We start from the raw sequence: 23,496 nt of genomic DNA on the forward strand, positions 1-23,496 counted from the left end.
ATGCGCCACCTCGTCGCCCTCGTCATCCTGCTTGCCGGCGCAGTTACCGCCGGCGCCCAAACCGCCGTGCCCCAGCCGGGCCAGGTGCTGGTCTCCGGCACCGTGCCCGATGAAGCGAGCAAGGCCGCCGTACTGGCGCGCCTGCGCGAAGTCTACGGCCCCGAACTGGTGGTCGACCAGATCACCGTCGGCCAGGTCGCCACCCCGGCCAACTGGAACGGCTATGTGCAAAAACTGATCACGCCCGACCTCAAGTCGATTTCGCGCGGCCAGCTCAAGATCGACGGCAGCACCGTCAGCATCAAGGGCGAGGTGGCGAGCGAAGCGACGCGCCAGAAGATCGCCGGCAACGTCGCCGCCAGCCTGAACCCGACCTACACCGTCAACAACACCCTGCGCGTGTCGGCCGCCGACCAGAGCGTGCTCGACACCACCCTGGCCAACCGCATCGTCGAATTCGAAAGCGGCAAGGCCGCCCTGACCCCGGCCGGGCGCGCGATCCTCGACGAAATGGCGGCCGCCATGATGAAGCTCAAGGACCGCAAGATCGACGTCATCGGCCACACCGACAGCCAGGGCAACAAGGCCACCAACCAGAACCTGAGCCAGGCGCGCGCCGAAGCGGTCAAGGCTTACCTGATCCAGTCCGGCATCAAGGCCGAACTGCTCAGCGCCTCCGGCCAGGGCGCCGACCGCCCGGTCGCCAGCAACGACAGCGCCGACGGCCGCGCGCGCAACCGACGCATCGAATTCCGGATGGCGCAATAAGCGCCGCCCCACCAAGAGGACAACATGTTTGCAGCAGAACAGCTTTTAACCCCGATCAGCGAAGACCGGCCAGCCGGCGAGGACCTGGCCTTTTCGCCCGAACTGGACGCCATCAACCTGGCGCGCAAGGAAGACGATCCCTCGCTCGACCAGGGCGAATGGGTGACCGACATCAAGGAAGCGGACTGGGACTTCGTGGTCGCCCGCTGCGCCGCCCTGATCGAAACGCAGAGCAAGGACTTGCGCCTGGCGGTCTGGCTGGCCGAGGCGGCCGCCAAGAAACACCAGCTGCGCGGCCTGGGCGAGAGCTTCCGCGTGCTGGCCGGCCTGATCGACCAGTACTGGGAGCGCGGCCTGTACCCGGAAGCCGAAGACGACGACCACGACCAGCGCATCGGCAATCTGTCGTGGATCCTCGGCCGCACCCCCGCCCTGGTGCGCGAGATGCGCATCACCGAAGGGGTGCGCGGCTACAGCACGATCGACTTCGAGGTGGCGCGCAAGCTGGCCAACGCCAGCGGCGGCGCCAGCAGCAATAACAGCAGCGGCGGCGCCACCCCGCTCAAGCTGGCCGACCTGGAAAAGGCGCGCAGCGCCAACTCCGCCAAGTTCCGCGAGACGTTTACCGCCGACGCCCAGTACTGCCTGGACGGCCTGCGCCAGTTCGAACAGGCGGCCGACGCCCGCCTCGGGCGCGACAGCCCCGGTTTTTCGAACGCGCGCGAAGCGCTGCAGAACATGGTCACCCTGATGCCGTCCGCCAGCGCCGCCCAGCCGGCCGCCGAGGCCGCGCCGGGCGAGTTCTATTACGCCGAGCCGGAGAACGAACAGGGTCCGGCCGGCGTGGCGGTACCGTCCGGGCCGCCGGGCGTGATCCGCACGCGCGACCAGGCCGTGACCCAATTGCGCAACGTGGCCGAGTTCTTCCGCCGCACAGAACCGCACAGCCCGGCATCCTACTTCGCCGACAAGGCCGCCGACGCCGCCACCACCGACCTGCACGTCTGGCTGCGCTCGGTCGTCAAGGATGCCAGCGCCATGGCCCACATCGAAGAGTTGCTCGGAGTCAAACCGCCGCAAGACGATTGATGCCGCGCCGCGCGGCGCCCGCAGATGGGAGCCGCGCGTGTTTTCAAGGCAGTACCGGCAACGCTTGTTGCTTTAAGTGCACATCAGTAGCGCATCAGGCCGGTTCCGGTTACTATCTCGGCCACAGTAACATTTTTGCAACTACACTTCTTTGGCCGAAACCGGCCCGCCGCCCTCCATGTCGACACCGCTTGCCGCCATGCTCTCCAGTTTCACCCAGTCCACCCGCCTGTTGCGCCTGTCCACGCCGCTCGGGGCCGACAATCTGCTGGCCGAATGCGTGCGCGGCGAAGAAACCATCAGCGCCGGCTTTCGCTTCACCATCGGCGCGCTCGCGACCGACGCCGCGATCGGGCTGCGTTCGCTGCTGGGCCAGCCGGCCCTGCTGCGCCTGCTCACGGTCGAGGACGGCCAGGCGCGGCCCTTCCACGGCTACCTGACCGAGGTCGAACTGAACGGCGCCAACGGCGGCCTGGCGCGCTACACGCTTACCCTGCAACCGTGGACCGCCTTCCTCGCGCGCGGGCGCGACAGCCGGGTGTTCCAGGACATGACCGTGTTCGACATCCTCGACGCCGTGTTCTCCTCCTGGCAAGGCCAGGGCAAGCTGGCGCCGGCCTGGCGCTTCGACGTCGCCGCGCGCGAGGCCTACCCGCGCCGCAGCCTGACCACCCAGTACCAGGAGAGCGACCTGGCCTTCGCCGAGCGCCTGATGAGCGAGGAAGGCCTGTTCTATTTCTTCGAGCACCAGGGCGATCCGGACAGCCCCGGCCTGGGCAGCCACGAGATGGTGATTGCCGACCATAACGGCGCCTTCCAGCCGAACCGGCAGGCGCAGGTGCGCTTCACCCAGCCCGGCGCGGTCATGAAAGAAGACAGCCTGGACCGCTGGCGCAGCGAATACAAGCTGCAGACCGGCGTCGTCGAGCTGGGCAGCTGGGATTACCGCACCCTCGACAGCCGTCCGGTGGCGTCGGCCAGCACCATGCCCGGCGCGCTGGGCCTGGTCCAGCGCGACGTGCCGGGCGCCTACGCCTACGCCAGCCGCGCCCAGGGCCAGCGCATCGCCGACAACCACATGCACGCGCTCGATACGCAGCGCGAAGTGTTCACCGGCGCCGGCACCGTGCGCACCCTGGCGCCCGGCACCACCTTCACCCTCGGCGGGCACGCGCTGGGCGACCAGGCCGGCAATGACGATGCGCGCAGCTTCGCCATCACGCGCGTGCTGCACCTGATGCACAACAACCTGTCGGCCGACCTGCAGGGCGCGCTGCACCGCGCGCTGGGCGCCGCGCCCCTGGCCGACGCCCTGGCGCTGGAAGCGGCGGGCAGCCTGCACGCCACCGGCGCCGGCATGGGCGAGCGCCCGCTGTACCGCAACCGCATCGACGCCATCCGCGCCAAGGTGCCCTACCGCGCCAGCCGCAGCGACGGCCACGGGGTCCTGCTGCATCCGCGCCCGACCGTGCGCGGCCAGCAGAGCGCGATCGTGGTCGGCCCGCCCGGCGCCGTGATCCACACCGACCGCGACCACCGGGTCAAGGTGCAGTTCCACTGGCAGCGCGGCGAGGCCAGCCACAGCCGCATGGCGCACCCGCATCCGGACGGCCACACGGGCGCCCCGGCCGACGACCAGGCCGGCACCTGGGTGCGCGTGGCCGCGCCGCTGGCGCCGGTGGCGGGCAGCAACTGGGGCGGCAACGCCCTGCCGAGGGTGGGCCAGGAAGTGCTTGTCGATTTCCTGGAAGGCAATATCGACCGCCCGGTGATCATCGGCGCGCTGTATAACGGCGTGGGCCAGCCCGACGCCCAGCACAACCAGGTCAGCGTGGGCGGCGGCGCGGCTACCGGCAACGCCGCCGCCTGGTTCCCGGGCGAGAAAGCCGCGCACGCCCATGCGGCGGTGCTGTCGGGCATCAAGAGCCAGGAAATGCAGGCCAGCCAGAACGGCGCCAGCGCGTACAGCCAGCTGGTGTTCGACGACACGCCCGGGCAGCCGCGCGCGTCGCTGCAGCGCCACGCGGGCGCGCACCAGGGCACGGCCGAGCTGAACCTGGGCCACCTGCGCCACCAGACCGACAACCAGCGCCTGGCGCCGGCCGGCTACGGCGCCGAACTGAAGACCGAGAACAGCGTGGCGCTGCGCGCCGGCGCCGGCATGCTGCTGACGACCGACGCCAGCCCGGGCGGACTGCGCGATGCGCTGGAATCGGGCAAGGCCGTGTCGCAGGTCAAACAGGCGCACGAGCTGCAGATCGTCCTGACCGAGGCGGCGCAAAAGCACAATGCACGGCTCAAGGATGAGAAGGACGAGGCGGAACCGGAGCCGAAGGAGTTGCCGCCGATCGAGGCCATGGGCAACATTATCGAGGTGTTGAAACAGACCGAGCTGGGCATTTCCAGCGGCTCGTCCGAATCCGATGGCGCCGCCGGCGGGGGCAGCGTGACCGCGTTCAGCGAAAAGCACTTGCAATTGTCGAGCCCCGTGGGCATCGCCGCCACCACCCCGGCCAATGCGGTGCTCAGCAGTCTGGCGACCGCCAGCGTGGTAGCCGGGGCCGACATCAATGTCGCGACGCAGGGCAACTACCTGCATGCGGTCAAGGATGGCATCAGCATGTTCACGTATGGCAAGGCGGAGAAGCCGGAAAAGCCCAACCAGGAAACCGGGATTCGCCTGCACACGGCGAGCGGCAAGGTCTCGACCCAGAGCCAGAGCGACGAGACGCGCATCACGGCCGACCGCGATCTGACCGTCAACAGCGGCGCCACCGTCACCGTCGGCTCGCCGACCCAGGTGCTGATGAACGCCGCCGGCGCCTACATGAAACTGGCGGGCGGCGACATCATGCTGCATGCGCCGGGCGTGGTCGAGTTCATGGCCGGCTTCAAGGAGCTGGCCGGCGGTGGTGGCGGCGGCGGTGCGCTGCCGGCGTTCGATGTGGGCGAACTGAAAGGGTGCGAAGTGCGCCTGGCGGCCGCGAAAGCGGACGGCGGCACGAAATAGATCGGTGCCAGCGCAGCGGCAGGCTGCTTGCGCCGCTTCAGTATGGATGGGCGCCGATAGGCCACAGCCCGAGTGCCGAGGCCGGTGAGCACCGGCAGCGTGTCAATGTTCTGGCTGCGCCGGGCCCTGACGGCAAGCTGCTGTGGACGGTCGAGGAACAGCACACTGTGCGCGACGCCCGTCTTCCTTGATCGTATCGCGGAACAGCCGCATCCGGTACCATGCATCGTCGTGCCCGACAACGCCAACATCCACCAGGACGAAGCGATGGAATTGAAACGCCGGCGATGGCGCTGTGCCCTGAACCTTTACTATCTTCCCCCGCAAAAGCGCGCTCAACCATGCCACCGTCTCCGAGGCAAGCTGATGGGATCCTCCCTCGATGCTCTCCGAGCCGGGTCCAGGTAACGCAAGCGCATCAATTCTGCACTTGCTCCGGAGGTATCGAAGCGCATCTGGTGAAGGGCGGCCTTATCGAACCGCACTGCCGAAGCCGTTTCGCCCCTGCCGCGCGTGCCCTCCTTGCGCCGGCCGGAGCGGCTCGATTGCCGTCGGGGACATTTCGTCGACTTTCATGCATGGCGCATCCACGGCATACTCAGCGCTACTTTTGTTCAGCAGCCTCGCTCCCCTGTTGTCCGTCCGCCTTGCCGGGCACCAGATCGCGCCATGCATCGAGCTCCTTCCCGCTCAAGGAAGCGCCCCCGACGCTGGCAAGAATATCGGCAGGCCAGACCGGGTCACGCTTGGCCAGTCCGCTTAACCATGGCAGGAAACCCCATAGAAACGTAAAGACAACAACCGGCAGGCTGAAAAACCACAAGACGGCGCCGAACGCAATAAAAGGGTTCTTGCGCCGCCATCCCAGCTTGACCAAGTCCGGGCCAGAACAGAGGTATTCGGCAGGCCATGCCAGCAGATGGCGCCACAGGGGTTTGCGTCCGAGCGCGCTATTCGGCCTGTCCTGCGGGCTGGCGAACAAGGGCCCTTCGTGCTGCATGAAGCGCCGTACATGCTCCCAGGTGTCGAGCAATGGCTGAATGTGCTGGGCCGGCACGCTGATGCCCAGCAAAAAATGGTCGACTACGGTATGGCCGCCCGGCTGGTCCATGATCACCACCCGCAAGCCTGCCTGAGGTTGCCGTAGTTCGTCGATCAGCATGGCCATCGTGTCGATTTCCGCATGTACGCAGGCCCAGTCGTAGGTTTTCAGCGTGTATCGCCACGGCGCGATGGGAGTCGATTTATCCGAAAACACGTGGACCTTGCCTGCCTGACGATCGAACAAAGCGCTTCTGTCGAAGCGAAAACCGACCAGATCGCCAATAACGAACAGCATCAATAGCGGCAAGGCGGCCAGCATCGCGATAAGCCAGACGATGTTGGTGATCGCAAGAACCACCTGGCCTTCGCGCACGCCATTCAGTGCGCTTGAAAACATGTTTTCCCCACCGATAAACAGGTGTTGGGTAAACATGAATACAACGATCAAACCGAGAAAGAGGCCGCCTCCCGCCATGAGCGACTGTTGGTCGCCGTACATTAAGCCGTTGCGAAAAGCCTTATAGACCATACCGCCCGAGCTGGCCATCGCGCTCACCGATTCCCTGTTTGACGGGAGCCTGACCCCATCGCCCTCCACCCCGCGGAAACTAGCGTGGCGATAACGGAAACTGAGAAACATCGCGCTTGCCTCGGGCGTGTCAAAGCGCATGTCGCGCAACACGATCCGATCCGGATTGCTACCTGGCGAGACCGGTGCGCGTGTTGCGCCGCGCTCCGCAGATCCACGTCGACCTGTGCGGCTCAAGCGTCCCTCCTGGCAACAAGGGTATCCCGCATAACCAGATCCACGCCATTGTCCGTTTTTTCATGGGCCGAAAAATTGACGCGCGCATGACTGTAGCGTTCATGGCTGTCGTCCTTGAATACCCATGCTTTTTCCAGCTCGAAAACTTCTTTCCCGTCATCACCGATCTTCGATGTCAACACCGCACCATCGACGTCCATGACCACAATACGGGTCGAGTTTTTCGCATACAATTCAATCTTGATCTTGACGGTACGATTCTCCGGCCAGGCACCTGCCGTGAATTTCACAGCGACTGCTTCGTCATCGAACCAATTCTTGTGCCATTCGAAATCGACGCTGATACCGATGGTCAGCGCGAGGAAAGCTTCGACCTCGGCCGTCATGCCGTCGTTTACCAGCACGTTGATGGCAGCACCGCGCGCAGCGTGGTTCAGACGCGGATTGGCGTGCGTGACGTCGAGTTGCTGGCGTACATTGATCCCGAACTTTTCGTGCTCTCCCTTACCCCAATAGCTGCGATCAAGGAAAAGATCGGTCTTCTGATAGGCCGTATGTAGTGCGTATAACATGTATCCGAATGCCGCCAGCGCCAGCAAAACCCCCACACCGACCGCCCAGGCTCCCATGAGCATCAGTGCGCGCACGCCCACCATGCGGGCGATGGATCCGCCCATGAAACCCTGATAGGCGGCAAATGTGCCCAAGCCGCTGAGGACAGATGAGCCAACGTACAGCCTGCCAGCGGTCTTGTAGATTTCGGCAGTTTGCTTGTCTCCCGAGCGCAGCGCATAGTCGGCTTTAATGAAGGCCAAGGCAGCATCGATCAAACCGCCAGCAACCCCAAACGATCCCGCGGCCACGCGAATCAAGGCCATCTTCGACGCTGTGGTTGCCAACATCGTCCGCATGCCGTCAGTACGCATTGTCCATGCATGCAATTTGAAGCTCGTGAGCGTTTCAGCAACCCCCATCACGGACGACAGGGTCGACAGCGTCCCATCGATCTGTTCGAGGCCCTGTTCACCCGATATCTTTTTAGCGGCCTCCAGCAAGCCCATAACCTGCACAAAACCAATGCCGCCCAGCGTCATAAAATTTGCGCTTTTCAGGTTGCTAAGCGAACGATACTTGAACGCTTGCTCGCGGATCATACGTCTTGCAACGGCTTCCGGGATCTCGATGACACCACTTGACTTGCCGAGTACGCTATCTGGAACCACTTTGACCATGTTAGTCCCCGGCGTTGCTTCCCGCTGCATCTTGGCGATTAGCTCCTTATCCACCAAAATCGGATAGTTCATTTCACCCTTGAAGCGTCCCCGAAGCGCCCTGAACTGGCGCTGTGTATAGCGGCGTTGCGCGCGGCTGGTGTTCTTTTTTTCACTGAACTCCGCCGGAACGATGCGCCCGTGCATGGCGCTCTGTACTTCGCTGATCGCCACCCCCGCAGGGATCTTGAAGTTGAAAACGAATTTTTCCGCCGCCCTTTGCCCCGGCGTTGGCGACAAAAGATCTTCCATCAGCAACTCAATGCTGAGATTCATTTTTACATATTTCTGCGCCTGGGTCGCGGAGTGCGCCGTCAAACCGAGCTTCTTTGCCGTGATGGGATCGACGGCGGATGCCACCAGCATGGTCAACTGCGCGCGGCTGGCCAGCAGGCTCCGGGCCGCGCTTTCATAATGTTGCCTGTGTTTGTGCCGTTGAATGGCTTCGATGACCGATACGCCGAGCTCGTAGACCGCAGCGACGTTCTCGACCGCTTCAGACTGGTTGCCCTTATCCTTCACCAGATTGTCATTCCAGCTGAACGGTTTATACAGGGAGCTGTCGATCCAGCTTGCCGGGTCTTCAGGCTTCAATTTGTACTGTGCCGCCATGGCCTTGGCCGAATCGGGTGTGATGGCGCCGCCGCCGAATGCCTTCTCCAGGGCGATGGTGCGCGCCATGACCTCGCCCACCTGTTGATCGACCGTGCCGAACGCCGGAACGATCTTGGCCAAACTGATGTCGCAATTGTAGTCGTACAGGATGAGTTCCTTGAACGGCGCGCTATCACGCCATGCAAGGTAGTCCCGGTCGAAACGCAGGATCCGCTTGTCCCATAAATCGGACTCGGCCTTATAGGCGTCGGAAAATGCCTTCATTTCGCCGTATTTAAGCCGGCCCCGAAGACGATCGCGGAAACCCGTTGCCCGGTCGGCGCCACGTCGATTGGCAGCCTTCTGGACCATATCGGGCGGAAGAATCAGGCGGCCAAGCCGCGTTTGCGTACCCGGCTTATAGATCGACGCGACAGTCTGCTCAATCGGCTTCCCGGAGGCATCCATTTTCAGGAAACCTTCACGCCCTCCGTCCTGAATATGCAAGGGAAACCAGTCCGTACCCGGAGGATATTTTCCGGCGTCACGCCCCCGGATAAAGACTTCTTCCGTCACGGGTGCATGCATGCTCTCCAGATCGCGCTCGGCAGCGTCGGTAATCGACTTCGCTTCGCTTGCCGCCTCCCATTGCTCGATCATGTCGGCATGCTGGGCCGAAAGCAATTTCCAGCTGCGCTCCGGGTCGGGCTTTTGCGAAACGCCATTCGCCCCGATAGTCCACATCTTCTTGGCATCCTGCTCGATCAGGCGTAAATGGTTATGCTCTTCCACGACCCCTAATGCATCTGGCAACATGAGGACGATGGACTTTTCCAGATACAACTTTGGGTTGCCGGGCGGCGCGCTGGCGCGCTCGAGTTCGCGTACCGAATCGGAAAACGTTTGCGCTAAGCCAAACCGCCGTTCGTCCATCGGGGAGAGCGCGGCGGCAAACGCACTGCGGTAAACATCGTTGCCGCTCTTTACAAAATCCGCCACGCTGTGTTCCAGGACGTCGGTGCGCAGCGGCAGTGCCGTTGGCGGCAGCGTTCCCTCGAGAATCGCTTGCGGATTGATTTCACAGCCACGCAGCGCGCGCAAATCGACGGGGATGGACTTGCCGTCCGGGCCTGGCACCGTGCCAGCGGGATTATCGGCGTAACGCTGGAGCGCAAAACCGGACCACAACTGCGAACTGAAGGCCATCCACACCTTGGGCGTGGTCTTGGCGCCCTGTACGCTGATCAGGTGAGCCGGTACATTGGCGGCGCCGCGGCTGCATGACTTCGGCACCGGCGCACCGACAAAACCGCCTTGCAGCTTTTCGTACGCTGCCTTGTCAACCTGGTTCATGATCTTGCGCGTCAAGCCATTGTTCATGACTTGCCAAACGTCCCAGCGCTTGCGGTGAAAGTAGTACAGATAAACATAGCCCTCACGCATGATGCGCGCAACCCGGGTGGTCGCTTCACGCTTGGTCGCAGCCAAGGCAGCGTCGAAGTTGGACGACCACGAGTATCCGGCCGCGCCAAGCGCCGGGGTATGGTCTGACGGCACCACCGACGGCAACACGACCAGCAGCTGCAAGTCTGCGCGCTGGCAGGGCTGGCACGGCGACTTCGGATCGCACACCGGCTTTCCAGCGACAGCCTTGCTCGCCTTATCGATAATTTTTTGCTTCGGTGTCGCGATTGCGGTGTCGCTCATGATGTACCTTCGAATTGCGTGAATTGGGGGCGATTATGGAAAGGCGAGTCAGCCGCTCTTGCTTGCGTACTCAGGTATGCTGTAGCGAGTCCAGAAAGGATCGGACAGCGTATCGAGCAGGTCGCGAAGGGCCAGGCCCTGATGCGCCGCGTGGTCGACCAGTGCGCGCCATTCGCCGTCGTCGCTTGCCCCCTGCGTGAGCTGGACGAGGGTCATCGTGTAGATCGCGACCGATTCCGCACCCAGCCCGGCCTGCTGTGCGCGTATGACGTGCGCATGCAGGTCTTGCTCGGCGTTCCGGGGCAAGGCCACGCCCTCCGCCTCGCACATGCTTTTCCACGCTGCAAGTAGATCGCGCACCAGCGGTACGTTAGCCACCCGGCTCAGCTGCTGCGCATCGAGACGGGGTGCGAAGCTCAGGACGGTGCCGGGAACGTCGGACGCAGCAACCGGAGGCGCCGTGGCGGCATGCTGAACGAGGACGGCGCCAGCATCGAAACTGAGCCATGCCGCATCGCCCATCATCGCATGGCGCTGCTCAGGGGTCATGCTGGGCCATACGGTGCTCAAGATGGCGGGGTTGGTCCAACGCACCCAGGTGCGTCCCTGAGACGAAAAGCCGCGTAAACGCGCTGCCACCACCTTGGCCGATTCGGTGGAGATCAGCCAGCCACCGATGGCATACTCCGAGAATTCGCGCTCATCGTTGCCCAACTCCGCGTTGTAGGCTTGCGCCAGGCAAATTTCGGCATGCGACTGGGTAATACTCTGCTCGAATGCCGGATCGTCGAGCGCCGCATCGCTTTCGAGTAGGTAGCTCGCCACCCGGCGGCAGTCGAGCGTCAGCAGGCGCGGCGATCGATCCCTGTCGGCGCTGACACTGGCTAGATGGTCCGGCGCATGAATGAGTCCCATATCGCGTCGCGTGTCGCCCACCAGGTCAAGCGGGTCGAACAGTTCGGGAGAATACACCAGATGGATGTGCGCATCCGGACGGGCGTCGCGGGCTGCGCGAACGGCTTGCAGCAGGGCCGCCCGGAAAGTAGCTAGTTCGTTCGTCATTACATGTCCCGGAAGAAACAGCGCCTCATTCGATATGTCCTGCCACCAGCCAGCATCAATCCGTATTGCAGTGTCTGACCACCTCATTGGTGGAGACTAGAGAATGGCTCAACCAACAACGACCAGGTCAATTGCACTGGGGGCGGCCTTCCGCAGGCTGTCTTCACCATGAAAGGCGGCTACGCGCTCATCTAAACATGAGATTGCAACCGAGCTTGCGCTACTTTTGAGCAACTCAATATTATACATTGACAAACATAATTTGTGTTTAAAACACGTTTTACCAAGCACCTTTTTAGCTCGTCCCTGCGCTCCAAGTTCGCCCCCTGCACAGCATCTGACGGAATTTTCAAGCTGCATCATTGAAAGCCAGGTTCAGTGCGGCGACTTCGATATCGACAGGGATCCGCCCTGCATCAGGATCAGGTTGGAGAATTTTCTCATCCTATTTGTAACTGGCGCGGGAAGGACGTTCCGGGTTACCATCTCGGCCACAGTAACATTTTTGCAACTACGCCTCTTTGGCCGAAAGCTGCCCGCCGCCCTCCATGTCGACACCGCTTGCCGCCATGCTCTCCAGTTTCACCCAGTCCACCCGCCTGTTGCGCCTGTCCACGCCGCTCGGGGCCGACAATCTGCTGGCCGAATGCGTGCGCGGCGAAGAAACCATCAGCGCCGGTTTTCGCTTCACCATCGGCGCGCTCGCGACCGACGCCGCGATCGGGCTGCGTTCGCTGCTGGGCAAGCTGGCGCCGGCCTGGCGCTTCGACGTCGCCGCGGCCGATGCTGCCTTTCAGGAAGCGGAATAATGGCTTACGCAAATGCAACTAATTTCGACGGGGAAAATCTATTTCTTATCTAAGGAACGCTGAGCGAATTACAAACAGCGCGTAGTCGTGTTCACCTCCTCCACGGCATGGAACAGCGACTTCAAGTCCAGCAGCAAGTCGGCGATGACGGCAAATCGGTACGCGAAATGTACGATGCGCTCACTAACGCTGCAGGCGAAAGCCTGTTAATCGACGATGACGAAGCCGAAGTGGCACTTAATAAAAATTAAAGCAGATTCAATCCTGCCAAACGCTAAATAATTCATGCCGGCACAACAATGGGGAGGGGAAATACTTACGCGATCCTTTGTTATTGCTGCCTGGCGACACGTTCGCTGGATATGGCGTACTGCGTAGAGAATCATTGCGAACTTTCCGGGGCTGGGTCATCGGCATGTGGTCTTTCGCCGCCCTCGGTCTGATTTTCCTGGACTATCCGAACCGCACGCCAGGCGATTACGTCATCGCTTCTCTGATGGCGCTGACTCGTCCCCTGCTCAGGTCCAGAAAGTGCTCTCATCGGCTGGTATTGGGCCGGCGGGCCTGACGTTGATCCCATCCTCGATCAATAGGATAAAATAGTCATTTAAGCAAATTCCGGGTGGTTCCAAGTCCTCCGATATCAGCCGGGCACCACGGACCTGCTAACGCATGCTCACACACCCTACCGCCGAGTACCACGGCAGACAGCTTTTCCTGGTCGAGGGCACGCTCAGTGAACTGCAGATGGCGGCCACCAAAACGGAACTGCTGAACAAGCTCGCCTCGCGCCTGCGGCACCATGGCGCTAACGCCGACCCATCCTTGGCCGCCAGACACCAGGCACTGGCCGAAGAAACCTGTCTGTTCGAATTCGATGACCACCACACCCATATCTTCGCCGCGCAGCTCGATGGCCTGACGCTGTACGGCATGTTCGACAATGCCAACCAGCTGGCCGATGGCGACGTGCTGCGCGCCGTGGTGGCGCGCAGCGGCGACCTGCACTACGTGCACAGCGTCATCCGTAGCGCCGACGATCTGATGCTGCTGCCCTACGGCGTCTATGCCGGCGAACAGGCGCTGGTGCGCAGCAACCGGCGCGCAATGTGGGCGCTGATCGTCGGCGTCTGGGCCGTATTCGAGGTGGCACTCCTTGTGTCCATGTACGCCGAGGGATATGCCATATCGGCGACGCAGTTCATCGCTGTCTCGATCATGCTCCTGGCGATGTGCGCGGCGTTGGGGCGGCTGGGACACGGTTCCCCCTATCAGATCATGCCGGGAGGCGAGCTCGCGCAAGCCATCTTCACGGTCTACGGATTCCCCTTGCCCCACGACTTCAACGCCCACCAGGGAATCGCCTTGTTTCCCGGGCGATCGTCGCCGTTCTACGAGACGAACGCACAGGTCGCGCTGGCACGCCACCGCACGCGCTTCAGGCTCGGCGCCTGACGCATCGTCCGCCCCACCCTCTTGTACACAACTGAAACGACACCGACAATGACCATCCGATCAACCGACAGCGCGCGCCGCGCCGCCCTGGCCGCCCTGCTGCTGGGCGCCGCCGGCATCTGCGGCGCCGGCGGCGTCACCGACGGCCGCTACACCAACTTCGGCAACGACCTGCTGGTGCCCATCATACCCGGCAAGAACTGGCTGCCCATGTACGCCAACAAGGGCGACCTCAAACCCTTCAAGGAGCTCAGCGACGCGGTCGTGCTCGATGTCGGCCAGGGCGACTGGGAAGCCTGCATCAGCCAGGCCGAACCGCAGGGTCGCGTCCGCTGCCACGTGCGCGGCGCCGATACCTGGGTCGACCGCTGGAGCTTCGTCGGCCCGCGCGAAATGCTCCCGTTCGAGCCCTGGCCGTTCCGCTACTGGCTGTACGCCGCCAGCGACGCCAGCGGCAGCGCAGAAACTTCCGAACTGTACAAGGCGGTCGCGCGCTCGCCCTACCTGGTCAAGCCGAAGCAGTTCGGCAGCGTCTTCTTCATCGTCAAATTCGACAGGCGCGGCTTTGCCATCAGTCCCAAGACCGGCAAGCGCACCGGCGACCGGGTCTTCATGGCGGGCGGAGCCGCCTACCTGGCGCCGGACCATCCCGGCAAGCGCCTGCGCCAGCCCTGGCTGTTCCTGAGCTACTATCACGACAGCCTCAAGGCCCTGTGCCCCGGCGCCGCGCGCGAGAGCTGCGCCAGCGCCGTCAACCTGCAGCCGCAATGGCGCGGCATCAAGGCGCTGCACAGCGCGCCGCCGAAGCCCTTTGCCGGCCCCATGTTCGGCGCCGGAAGAACCGCCTTTGCGCGCCACGGCGAGCCGCCCCAGCCCTTCCGCTACACCGTGCCCGATGACGTGCCCGATGACGTGCCGATGGCGGCCGGCGAACCGGCGCCGGGCGCCCCCGCGCACCGCGCCGCGCCGTTCTGCCTGATCGATTGCCCAGCGGGCGCCAGGGCGATCATTCCCGATCCGGCCCCCCAATGACATCTGCCCGGCGTCGCCGCATGCTGGCGACGCCGGGCAGGCATCGGTTTCCGGCTGCGCCGCAGCGGCAGCCAGGCGCGGGAAGGCCGCGTGGTCGTCGGCCTGGTCCCCGGCTCAGTAATTGAGGTGATAGATGACCGGGCAGCCGTTCGCGCCGAACTGGCAGGCGATTTCGGGCTTCTTCTCCGACTCGGTCAACCACTTGCGGCTTTTCTTGATCACGTCGTCGGAATTCATGCTCTTGAGCGTCGCAAAGTCGACCGTGGCCCACTTGTACACGTTCAGGGCCGGCACGGCGCTGTTGGTGGTATTGATCGACCAGACGCCGTGATTGAGGGTCAGCATGGTGCTTGGAATCTTGGCGATCCAGTTCACCACTTCTTCCCTGGCCTGTGCCGACATCGAGCTGATCAGCAGAGTGCTCTTGGTGAGTTCGCGCTGGTTCGCCAGCATCGTCGCCAGCTTTTCGGTACCGCCCTTATGGCCGGCGTAGATATGATCGCGCGTGAACTTCGCATCGATCAGCTGCGATGTCGCCGCGCTCTTGACCTGCGCGAGCATATGCTTGCGCAGCTCCGCCACGTCTTTCGGGCCATTTTTGCCTGCTGTCCATGAACTAGTAGCCATTCCAACTTCCTCCTTGAATATTCTCGATTAAAGCGTCACCGACAGCGCAGCGCTCCCGTTTTCATAACAGACTTTATCATATTGCAATAGTAAAAACACACATACCGGCGACGCCACCCTGTGCGGGCGGCGCCGCCGCCAGCCTTACTTGATGGTGTACTTGAACTGCCCCTTCTTGTCGGCGCTGACCTTGATCCTGGCGATCGCGGCGCCTTCGGCCATCTTGGCCAGCACCGACTCGGCCACTTCCGGCAGCAGGGTGCCGTTGAGGATATTGTCGACATTGCGCGCACCCGAATCGACTTCGGTGCAGCGCGCCAGCACCGCTTCGACCAGCGCCTCGTCGTAGGTGAATTCGGCCTTGTGGTTGACCGCGATGCGCTGGGCGATCTTGCGCATCTTCAGTTCGATGATCTTGACCAGCGCGTCGTCGCCCAGCGGATAGTACGGGATCACTTTCAGGCGGCCCAGGAAGGCTGGCTTGAACTGCTTCATCAGGTGCGGACGGATCAGCTCTTCCAGCTGCTCCGGGGTCGGCATCTCTTCCGGCGGCTTGTTCAGGCAAGCCTGCATCATCGCGCTCGACGCCACGTTGGACGTGAGGATGATGATGGTGTTCTTGAAGTCGATCTCGCGCCCTTCGGCGTCGTCCATCACGCCCTTGTCGAACACCTGGAAGAACAGCTCCATTACGTCCGGGTGGGCTTTTTCGACTTCGTCGAGCAGCACCACGCTGTACGGATTGCGGCGCACGGCTTCGGTCAGCACGCCGCCTTCGCCGTAACCGACGTAACCGGGCGGCGAGCCTTTCAGGCCGGAGACGCTGTGCGCTTCCTGGTATTCGCTCATGTTGATCGTGATCAGCTTGCGCTCGCCGCCGTACAGCACATCGGCCAGCGCCAGCGCGGTTTCGGTCTTGCCGATGCCGGACGGGCCGACGAACAGGAACACGCCTTTCGGTTTGTTCGGGTCATCCAGGTTGGCGCGCGAGGTGCGCACGCGCTGGGCCACCGCTTCGATCGCGTACGGCTGCCCCAGCACGCGCTCTTCCAGCAGGTCCTTGAGCTTGAGGACCGTCTTGATCTCGTCCTTGACCATTTTGCCGAGCGGGATGCCGGTCCAGCCGGCGACGATCTCCGCCACCACGTGGCCGTCCACCTGCACCGGCACCATCGGCGCCTCGCCTTGCAGGGCGCGCAGTTCGGCCATCATGGCCTGGATATCCTTGCCCTTGCTGGCGTCCTTCTGCCCCGCCTCTTCCAGCGTGCGGCGCCCTTCCATGATTTTTTCGGTCAGCTGCTTTTCCTGTTCCCAGCGTGCCGCCAGCGCCGTGTGCTGCTCGGCCGCGGCCGCGCGCTGCGCCGCCAGTTCCTTCAGGCGCGCCGGGTGGGCGCCGCCCGCGCTTTCCTCGCGCTGCAGGGCGCCGGCTTCGATGTCGATGCGTTCGAGCTTGCGCGCCAGGTTTTCGATCAGCGCCGGCGTGGCATTCTGGCCCAGGGCGACCTTGGCGCAGGCGGTATCGAGCACGCTGATCGCCTTGTCCGGCAGCTGGCGGCCCATGATGTAGCGGTGCGACAGGCGCACCGCTTCGGTGATCGCCTCGTCGTAGACGCGCACGCCGAAGTGTTTTTCCATCAGCGGCGCCATGCCGCGCAACATGGCGCAGGCCAGTTCCTCGCTCGGTTCCTCGACCTTGATGACCTGGAAGCGGCGCGCCAGCGCGGCGTCTTTTTCGAAGTACTTCTTGTACTCGCCCCAGGTGGTGGCGGCAATGGTGCGCAGTTCGCCGCGCGCCAGTGCCGGTTTGAGCAGGTTGGCCGCGTCGTTCTGGCCGGCGGTGCCGCCGGCGCCGATCATGGTGTGCGCTTCATCGATGAACAGGATGATCGCGTGCGGGCTTTTCTTGACTTCGTCGATGACGTTCTTCAGGCGGTTTTCGAACTCGCCCTTGACGCTGGCGCCGGCTTGCAGCAGGCCCATGTCCAGCGTGTGGATCTCGACGCCCTTGAGCACGTCCGGCACGTCGTCGATCGCGATGCGCAGCGCCAGGCCTTCGACCACGGCGGTCTTGCCGACGCCGGCTTCGCCGGTCAGGATCGGATTGTTCTGGCGGCGCCGCATCAGGATGTCGATCGCCTGGCGGATTTCGGTGTCGCGCCCGATCACCGGGTCGACCTTGCCGGCGCGCGCGCGCTCGGTCAGGTTGGTGGTGAACTGGTCCAGCGACGGCGTCTTGGACGCGGCCTTGGCGGCCATCTCGCCGACCGGGTCGTTGCCCTCGCCGCTCTGGCTCTCGCCCGCAGGCTGCGACGCCACCGCTTCCTGCGAGCCGGCGGCCAGTTTGTCGAGGTTATGCTTGATCTGCTCGACGTCGAATTTGCCGAACAGTTTCGAGCCGCGGAAGGCCAGCTGCGCCAGTTCCGGATCGGTCAGCAGCGCCTGCAGCAGGTGGCCGCTGCGGATTTCGGCGCTGCGGCCGGACTGGATGTCGAGCGAAGCGATCAGCCAGGCGTTTTCGAACAGCTTGGGCAGGCGCACCGAAAACACCGGGGTGCGCGAATTGCCCGCCTTGAGGCGCGCGACTTCGGCCTGCAGGTCCGCTTCGAGCATGCCGGCGCTGATGCCGCACTGGCGCGCGATCAGCGCGAAGTCGCTCTTGGGCTGCTCCAGCAGGGCCAGGAACAGGTGCTCGATGTCGACTTCGTACTGGCCGAGCGAGACGCAGATGCTGGCCGCGCGGGTGGCGGCGGTACGGCTGGTCTCGTTGAGTTTGCCGATCAGCGTTTTCAGGTTGATGCTCATGCGGGGTTCCTTTTATTGATGTTCGTTTTGTCAATCAGAGCGCGTGTATATCGTAGCGGACGTCGCTGCGGTCTTCCTGCAGCGGTCCGGTCACCAGAAAACTGTCCCATCCGAGGCGCCCGCCGGCGCGGTCCTCGTCCATCCGCATGCCGTGCACGTCGGGCCCGCGCAGCACCAGCTGCACTTCGTATTCCAGCGTCACGCCGGTAAACATGGTGACCATGCTCTTGAGCGCGCGCGCCGCCTTGCCGCCCGGGAGAAAGGCGTTGAAGCTGTCGTGATCGAGCGGGCCGATCACGAGGCGCAGGCGCAGGTCGCGCTGCCAGACGCGCTCGCCGGCCATGGCGCCGCCGCCCAGCATCGAGTTGGCCGCGCCCAGCATGGTCTGCTGGCTGGCCGGCACTTCGTACCAGCAGCCGATGAACTGCTCGGCGCGGATAGCCTGGCCGAAATACTCCGACAGCACGCGCGACATCTGCGTCGCCGACGGCGGCCGGTGCCGCATGGACGAGGCAAAGTAGCCGAGCGACTCGTCCAGCACCTCGCCCCCGAGGTCGTCGTTGAGGCGCTGGCGCAGGCTTTCGTTGCCGACCCCGGCCAGCGACAGCAGCAGCGGCAGGAAGCTGTCCTTGCCGTCCAGCGCATACTTCAGTTCGAGCCGGTACTTGCGCCAGGCTTCGTAGAACAGCGCCAGCGAGCGGTTGGAAAACGTGTCGAGAAAGGCGCGCGGCCCTTCATCCTTGTTGTAGATGATGTGGGCCGAGATGCGGTCGGTGTAATGGGCCGGCAGCGCGCCGTTCCCGCCCAGCAGGCCCATGAAGGCCGGCGTGATGCGGATGTACTTGAGCGTGTTCGATTGCAGCGCCTCGCCGAGCGACCTGGCCTGGCGCGGCAGCTCGCGCGGCACCGACTCGATCTTTTCGAGCTGGCTGGGCGAAAAAGCGAGCGAAGTCGAGTTCTGGAAGCGCAGGAAATTGGCGATCGCGCCCTGCTGCGGCGAGCCGTGGCGCTTGAGCCATAGCTCGAGCATCCGCACCGCCTGGAAGAACTGGAAGCGGTACGGTTCCTCGAACAGGCGCTCGATTACAGCAGGCTCAAATCGCCGCTTCGTGGCAAGCATTTCAATAGCTCTTCTCCATTCTTATTCGATACGATCACCAGTTGGGTGAAGCTGTTGGCATGCACGTACAGGCCGAGGAAGCGTTCGATGATGTGGGCGAACGCGTGGATGCCGCTGCCCACGAACGCTTCTTCGTCGATCGTCAGGCGCACTTCCATGCCGCGCACCAGGCAGGCGAACGGATTGCCCGGCAACCAGGTGTTGGCCGCCTTGTAGGCCACCGAGGCGATGCCGCCGATCTGGCGCTGCGATGACGGCGAACGCGGCAGGTCGTACAGGGTCAGCATTTCGCGGAAGGCGTCCAGGCCGCCGTCGGCCAGCGACAGGTGGTTCAGCGACAGGTGCGAGATCAGGCGCCAGTGGGCGCCGCGGCCGCGCTCGAAGCGCTGCGACGAGGTCGGCTTGCGCAGGAAGCTGATCTGGCGCACGGTGGAGCCGCCTTCCAGGAACAGGTCGCCGCCGCGCAGGCCGTAGGTCAGGGAGGCCGGCAGGTCGCGGTTGGTGCAGGTCAGTTCCAGGCTGAGGGTGTCGGTTTCCACTTCGGCCGGGTCGAAGTCGATGTCGACGATCGAAATCTCGGTTTCGAAGCCGGGACTCTTCTCGGCGATGGTTTCGTCGCGCCGCATGACCCAGTAATGGCCCTTCTTTTCCGGCGTCTGTCCGTGCTTGAGCGAGTAGAACGGGCGGAAGTCGACGATCGATTCGCCCTGCGGCGTCTGGCGCACCAGCTTGACCGAATCGATGGCCTGCACCTCGTAGGCGAAGGCGCGGCGCGCGTCGGCCAGCACCGGGTAGCTGGCGGTGGTGTGGGTCAGGCGGATCGGTTCGCCGCGCTGGCGGAACAGGTTGACCACCGGGGTGCAGCCGAGCAGCACATTATTCGTGGTCAGGGTGCCCAGCATGCGCGCCGCGTTCGAATCGGTGCGCATGCCCGACAGCGCCAGGTGCAGGGTGATCGAGCGGCAGCCCATCGGCAGCACGGAGGTCAGCGCGGCCAGGTCGATGTCGAAGAAGTTGAATTTTTCGGGGAAGCAGAAATACTCGGTCAGCAGGCGGTAGGCGGTGTGCGAGCGCGCCTCGAAGTCGATCAGCGATTCGTCCTCGTCGAAGCCGGCCGCGTGCACCGGAATGGCCGGCAGCGCCATCCAGCGCCCGCTGTTGTCGCCTTCGGCGTAGGCGGCCACGCTGCGCATGAAAAGCGCGTCGCGCAGGGCCGCGCAGAACGACGGCTCGCCGTCGATGAACACGCGCAGCCTGGCCAGGCCCAGTTTGGCCAGCGAGACCTGGTCCGAGGTGCTGGTGATCGTCAGCGACACGCTCGAGGTGGCGCCGACCGGCGGGCGGATCGCTTCGGGCGTGTCGATGATGGGCGCGAACGAGGCGGCCGACAGGGCTACCGGCGCCACCGTCACCGGGTAGGAGGTGCGGAAGGTGCAGGACGCGCCGCGCACCGGGCGCGTGGTCAGCTGGGTGCCGCGCGGGATCGCGGTGGCCGTGGTCAGCTGCGCGGCCGCGCCCGAAAAGTCCATGTGCGCGATCGAGCACGATGGAAACGGGCGCAGGTAGTGCGGATACAGCACCTCGAACAGGGCTTCGGTAAATTCGGGATAGTCGTCGTCGAGCCGCTTGGCGATGCGCGAATTGAGCAGCGCAAACGATTCGATCATGCGTTCGATGTGCGGATCTTCGCACACCTCGCCGGCGATCAGCAGACGCCCGGCGATCTTCGGATAACGCTCGGAGAATTCGCGCGAATAACGGCGCAGGAATCCCAGCTCGCGTTCGTAATACGGTAATAGGTCTTCCAAACTCAGGCTCCCCCGGACGCAGCGCGGCGCGCCTTGCTGATGGTGTAGTGCAGGCTCGAAGGCTGCAAGATGGCGTCGAAATTGACGGGTTCCTGGGAACTGCTCACCACCAGCAGTGCGGTGATGGCGAAATTGAGGCGGTTCACCGAGTCTTCGCGCACTTCCAGCGAAGCCTTGACGTTGCGCAGGCGCGGCTCGTGGCGCGCAATGGCTTTTTCGAGACACAGGCAGATATACGCCCGGTCGTCGGTGCTCGACAGCGACCGGCCTGCAAAATCGTTCAGGCCAAAGGTCACGATCGAGCGACCGCATTCGGGGTACCGTTTCAGCAATTCCTCCGGTATCACGGTGCGCGTGTTGAGCAGCGCCTCGAGATCGCGTGCGACCGAGTCCTTCAAGTCCTCGATCGACATCCGGGTGACTGTGCCGCTGGAGGAGCCATTGACCGGCACGTCCATCAACCGGTCAAACAAACCTGGCGTAAAACCCTTCATTGGTACCCCGATGCGTTACTGCGTTACGCCGTCTTGTTGGTCGACAGATCCCAGCCGCCGGAAGTGTTACCACCCGAACCGCCGCCAACTTTTTGCTGCGTGTATTTCCATTTGACTTTGGAATACTTCAAGGACAGGTTTTCCGTGAGGATGTCGCCTGCCGCAACGGCTGGAGCAACGCTGGAGATCAGCACGTTTTCCAGTTCGATTTCGAAGTATTTGATACGCTCGCCTTGACCGTCGGCGCGCAGGAATTCCAGCTTTGCCTTCGGCAGGGTTTTGCCCGACGAGCAGTTCTGCAGCAGCAGAGGGGTTGCCAGGTCGGCCAGTTTCGAGATGACGATATCGCGGTGCTCGGTGCGCTCGGCGGTATGACCGCCACCGGTCGATGCGGTAGCCGATTTAGGCTGCAGCACTTCCCAGCTGACGGACTGGCACTCGATCCAGTCTTTGTGGGCCGAGTCGGTGGATTCGCCTTTGATGCCGTCGATTTGGAGGTAGACGTCGATTGCCATTGTGTTCCTTTCAGTGGTTTATAGGTACTACGGGGTGTTACGTTTTGGTCGATGGTGGAAGCTCCGCGACCAGTCGGAGTGAAACGGACAGCTCGTCGAGCTGGAAGTGCGGACGCAGGAACGACACGGCGCGGTACACGCCCGGACGGCCTGGAACTTCCGACACCTGCACCGACGCCTCGCGCAGTGGGTACTGGGCTTTCTGTTGCTGGCTTGCGTTATCGTCAAGCAGGACATACTGGGTCAGCCAGCGGTTCAGGAAATCTTCGACGTTCGATGCGGAAGCGAAGCTGCCGATCTTGTCGCGCATCATTGCCTTCATGTAGTGGGCAATCCGCGAGACGGCGAAGATGTACTGGAGCTGGGCCGACAGCACCGCGTTGGCGTTGGCCGAATCGGTGTTGTATTTCTTGGCTTTCTGGGCCGACTGGGCGCCGAAGAAGGCCGCGTAATCGGTGTTCTTGCAGTGCACCAGGGAGATGAAGCCCAGGTCCGACAATTCCTTTTCACGGCGGTCGGTGATCGCGATTTCGGCCGGGCACTTGAGCGCCACTTCGCCTTCATCGGTCTTGAAGGTATGGGTCGGCAAGTCTTCGACCAGGCCGCCGCCTTCGACGCCGCGGATCGCCGCGCACCAGCCGAAGTCGTCGAACGCGCCGGTCAGCTTGGTCGCGAAGGCATACGCCGCGTTGCACCACAGGTATTTGTGGTGGTCGGTGCCGTCCACGTCTTCCACGAAGTTGAAGCCTTCGGTGGTGGCGCCGTCGGCCGGATGGAAAGGCAGGCGGCCCAGGAAGCGCGGCAGGGTGATGCCGACGTAGCGCGAGTCTTCCGAGTCGCGGAACGATTTCCATTTGGCGTATTCGACGGTGTCGAAGATCTTGGCCAGGTCGCGCGGCTTGCCCAGCTCGCTGTAGCTTTCCAGTCCGAACAGCTCGGGCGAGGCCGAGGTGATGAACGGCGCGTGCGCGGCGGCGGCGATGTGCGACATCTGCTCGACGAAATACATGTCTTCCGGCTGGCGCGTGATCTGGTAGTCGCCCAGCAGCGAACCGAAGGGCGCGCCGCCGAAGGTGCCGAATTCTTCTTCGTAGACCTTCTTGAACATCGAGCTCTGGTCGAATTCGAGCGCGCTCTGGAAGTCCTTGACCAGCTCGCGCTTGGTCGCATTGAACATCTTGATCTTGAGCGTGGTGCTGGTCGAGGTGTTCTTCACCAGGTAGTTCAGGCCGGTCCAGCTACTTTCGAGCTGCTGGAATTCGGGGGCGTGCATCACGGCCGAGAGCTGTTCCGAAATGATGCGGTCCAGTTCGGCGACACGGGCGTCGATGGTGGCCGACAGGTTGTCCGACACGATCACCGTGCCGTCCATCACCTGGTGCACCAGTTCCGAAATCAGGTCCTTGGCACGGGCGTGCTCGACGCTCGATTTGGCCACCTTGCTCTGTTCGACGATCTGGTCGAGCAGGGCCGTTTCATGGGTCGCGGCGGCGCCGGATGCAGGGGTCAGTTGAGCGGACATG

At 63.4% G+C, this 23,496-nt stretch carries 16 protein-coding genes; 6 read left to right on the top strand and 10 right to left on the bottom strand.

Annotated features, from left to right (window positions below; genetic code table 11):
- The 3 genes from EJB06_RS25100 (at position 1) to EJB06_RS25110 (ending at position 4,867) form a co-directional block, all read left to right on the top strand.
- Entirely contained in the window at positions 1 to 768 is a 768-nt protein-coding gene (locus EJB06_RS25100) for an OmpA family protein (RefSeq protein ID WP_126076767.1), read from the top strand.
- Positions 769 to 792: 24 nt separating this feature from the next.
- On the top strand, positions 793 to 1,857 hold the full coding sequence (gene tssA / locus EJB06_RS25105; RefSeq protein ID WP_126076768.1) for a type VI secretion system protein TssA: 1,065 nt from the start codon (positions 793 to 795) through the stop codon (positions 1,855 to 1,857).
- Positions 1,858 to 2,035: 178 nt separating this feature from the next.
- Positions 2,036 to 4,867, top strand: coding sequence for a type VI secretion system Vgr family protein (locus EJB06_RS25110; RefSeq protein ID WP_229427277.1), 2,832 nt, complete (start codon positions 2,036 to 2,038; stop codon positions 4,865 to 4,867).
- A gap of 604 nt (positions 4,868 to 5,471) precedes the next feature.
- On the opposite strand, the gene EJB06_RS25115 is transcribed toward EJB06_RS25110, so the two are convergent.
- The 3 genes from EJB06_RS25115 to EJB06_RS25125 are packed head-to-tail and all read right to left on the bottom strand — an operon-like array spanning position 5,472 to position 11,311.
- A complete protein-coding gene (locus EJB06_RS25115) occupies positions 5,472 to 6,677 on the bottom strand; it encodes a DUF6708 domain-containing protein (RefSeq protein ID WP_126076769.1) in 1,206 nt (401 codons plus the stop codon).
- Positions 6,674 to 10,249: a T6SS effector BTH_I2691 family protein gene (locus EJB06_RS25120; protein WP_126076770.1), complete on the bottom strand. Its 3,576-nt coding sequence runs from the start codon at positions 10,247 to 10,249 to the stop codon at positions 6,674 to 6,676. The genes EJB06_RS25115 and EJB06_RS25120 overlap by 4 nt, the downstream gene beginning before the upstream one ends.
- A 48-nt stretch (positions 10,250 to 10,297) precedes the next feature.
- On the bottom strand, positions 10,298 to 11,311 hold the full coding sequence (locus EJB06_RS25125; RefSeq protein WP_126076771.1) for a hypothetical protein: 1,014 nt from the start codon (positions 11,309 to 11,311) through the stop codon (positions 10,298 to 10,300).
- A gap of 548 nt (positions 11,312 to 11,859) precedes the next feature.
- Between EJB06_RS25125 and EJB06_RS25130 the strand changes: the two genes are divergently transcribed.
- The 3 genes from EJB06_RS25130 to EJB06_RS25140 all read left to right on the top strand — a co-directional run bounded on the left by EJB06_RS25130 (position 11,860) and on the right by EJB06_RS25140 (position 14,607).
- Positions 11,860 to 12,120: a hypothetical protein gene (locus EJB06_RS25130; RefSeq protein WP_126076772.1), complete on the top strand. Its 261-nt coding sequence runs from the start codon at positions 11,860 to 11,862 to the stop codon at positions 12,118 to 12,120.
- A 672-nt stretch (positions 12,121 to 12,792) separates the two neighbouring features.
- Positions 12,793 to 13,575, top strand: a complete 783-nt coding sequence (locus EJB06_RS25135) for a hypothetical protein (RefSeq protein ID WP_126076773.1) — start codon at positions 12,793 to 12,795, stop codon at positions 13,573 to 13,575.
- Positions 13,576 to 13,623: 48 nt separating this feature from the next.
- Positions 13,624 to 14,607, top strand: a complete 984-nt coding sequence (locus EJB06_RS25140) for a hypothetical protein (protein WP_126076774.1) — start codon at positions 13,624 to 13,626, stop codon at positions 14,605 to 14,607.
- A 114-nt stretch (positions 14,608 to 14,721) separates the two neighbouring features.
- Here EJB06_RS25140 and EJB06_RS25145 read toward each other — a convergent pair whose 3' ends face one another.
- From EJB06_RS25145 to tssC, 7 genes are all read right to left on the bottom strand, one after another.
- A complete protein-coding gene (locus EJB06_RS25145; protein ID WP_126076775.1) occupies positions 14,722 to 15,234 on the bottom strand; it encodes a hypothetical protein in 513 nt (170 codons plus the stop codon).
- Between the two features lie 144 nt (positions 15,235 to 15,378).
- Positions 15,379 to 18,036: a type VI secretion system ATPase TssH gene (gene tssH, locus EJB06_RS25150; RefSeq protein ID WP_126076776.1), complete on the bottom strand. Its 2,658-nt coding sequence runs from the start codon at positions 18,034 to 18,036 to the stop codon at positions 15,379 to 15,381.
- Positions 18,037 to 18,070: 34 nt separating this feature from the next.
- Complete coding sequence (tssG, locus tag EJB06_RS25155) at positions 18,071 to 19,156, bottom strand: type VI secretion system baseplate subunit TssG (protein ID WP_126076777.1); 1,086 nt, start codon at positions 19,154 to 19,156, stop codon at positions 18,071 to 18,073.
- Complete coding sequence (tssF, locus tag EJB06_RS25160; RefSeq protein WP_126076778.1) at positions 19,120 to 20,964, bottom strand: type VI secretion system baseplate subunit TssF; 1,845 nt, start codon at positions 20,962 to 20,964, stop codon at positions 19,120 to 19,122. Before tssF ends, tssG begins: the two co-directional genes overlap by 37 nt.
- Positions 20,965 to 20,966: 2 nt before the next feature.
- Positions 20,967 to 21,458 carry a type VI secretion system baseplate subunit TssE gene (gene tssE / locus EJB06_RS25165; protein WP_126076779.1) on the bottom strand — a complete coding sequence of 164 codons (492 nt, stop codon included), beginning with the start codon at positions 21,456 to 21,458 and terminating at the stop codon, positions 20,967 to 20,969.
- Between the two features lie 23 nt (positions 21,459 to 21,481).
- Positions 21,482 to 21,973 carry an Hcp family type VI secretion system effector gene (locus tag EJB06_RS25170; protein ID WP_126076780.1) on the bottom strand — a complete coding sequence of 164 codons (492 nt, stop codon included), beginning with the start codon at positions 21,971 to 21,973 and terminating at the stop codon, positions 21,482 to 21,484.
- A gap of 37 nt (positions 21,974 to 22,010) precedes the next feature.
- Positions 22,011 to 23,495: a type VI secretion system contractile sheath large subunit gene (gene tssC / locus EJB06_RS25175; RefSeq protein WP_126076781.1), complete on the bottom strand. Its 1,485-nt coding sequence runs from the start codon at positions 23,493 to 23,495 to the stop codon at positions 22,011 to 22,013.
- Position 23,496: the final 1 nt, after the last annotated feature.

This window comes from Massilia atriviolacea (assembly GCF_003953935.1).
GTDB classification, from domain to species: domain Bacteria; phylum Pseudomonadota; class Gammaproteobacteria; order Burkholderiales; family Burkholderiaceae_D; genus Telluria_A; species Telluria_A atriviolacea.